This is a genomic window from Streptomyces sp. GbtcB7, from assembly GCF_019091445.1.
In the GTDB taxonomy this organism is placed as follows: domain Bacteria; phylum Actinomycetota; class Actinomycetes; order Streptomycetales; family Streptomycetaceae; genus Streptomyces; species Streptomyces mirabilis.
Genome location: NZ_JAGXJM010000117.1, coordinates 1 through 1,242 on the forward strand (window position 1 = coordinate 1; position 1,242 = coordinate 1,242).

Genomic DNA, 1,242 nt, shown 5'->3' on the forward strand with positions numbered 1-1,242 from the left:
GCGAGCCGGGCACACACCGGGGCCCTGCCCACGCGCCCCTCACGAGTTCAGTTTCATCACTCCTCTCACCGCGATCTGACTGCTAGTTTGATCAAAATCTGTCAGGCGACCTGGAGGGTGATGATTTGAGCGACATAACCCACGAGAGCGGCAAGTACCACACGAACCGGCGCGCATTCCTTCGTGGCAGCGCGGCGTTGACCGTCGCCGCCGCGACCGGCGGACTCTCCCTGTCCGCGGTGGGAACGGCCAATGCCACGGTGGATGCGACCCTGCATTTCAAACTCGACGGGACCGGCGGTAATCCCGTCTTGCGGCAGACGCTTCACCAGCCTTACTGGGCGATGCAGTCGTTCGCCTACGATCACGTCTACGGGCACATCTTCTTCGTGCAGACCAAAGTGGGCAGTGACAACGGCGATCTGTGGGTGACGAGAACCGATCTCTCGGGCAATGTGCTCGGAGCCATGGCAATTCACTCGTTCGACCACGGCTCGTCCATCGGGGTCGAGCCCGACACCGACGGATCGCCCTACATCTGGGTGGCAGGCGACTGGGAGAGCTCGAATCCCCATGCCACGCCGCCTGAGCCGTCGAACAGTCACAAGATCGCCCGCTTCAAGTACAAGGACGGCGGCGACCTCGACTACTTCAATCGCGGCGGACAGTATCTCGGGGTGTTCTCGATGGACGTCGCGACCTTCCTCGACTGTCCTCGTCCGGCGATCGATCCCTACAACAACCGGCTTCTCATTCGGTACATGGGAACGACGACCCCTTGGCGTCTGGCGCTGTTCGACCTATCCGAGGTGCTGTCCTCGGGTGTCATTTCCAAGCGCCTGCTGGAGCGGGCCATTCCCACCAACGCCGAACTCGGGCTGAACGACAGCGACTTGTTCCAGGGCATCACCGCATACGGGCAATACGCCTACCTGCTCTTCGGCGGACCACCCTCTAGCAGCGACTCCACCCCGCCCTCGTACATCATATGCATCGACATGAACGATCCTGGAAGTGCATACCGCTGGAAATTCGCGACGACGGCCGGCGCCTCCTTGCCCGGACGTGAACCCCAGGGCATAGCCGTTTGGCGGTCCTCCAGTGGCCCGCGACTTGCCTTCGGTTTCTCCGACAAGATCACCACCACCAGCCCCGTCCAGTTCGAGGCCAGCGTGTTCTTCAAGGACCAACTGACCTCAGTGTGGCCTCCTGACCCTTCTTAGTCCAGGGCCCCGGTGTGTG

Annotated in this window: 1 protein-coding gene; it reads left to right on the forward strand. The window is 62.0% G+C overall.

The window, feature by feature from the left end; translation table 11 throughout:
* Positions 1-125: 125 nt before the first annotated feature.
* Positions 126-1,223, forward strand: coding sequence for a twin-arginine translocation signal domain-containing protein (locus tag KVT44_RS55450; RefSeq protein WP_254651232.1), 1,098 nt, complete (start codon positions 126-128; stop codon positions 1,221-1,223).
* Positions 1,224-1,242 lie beyond the last annotated feature (19 nt).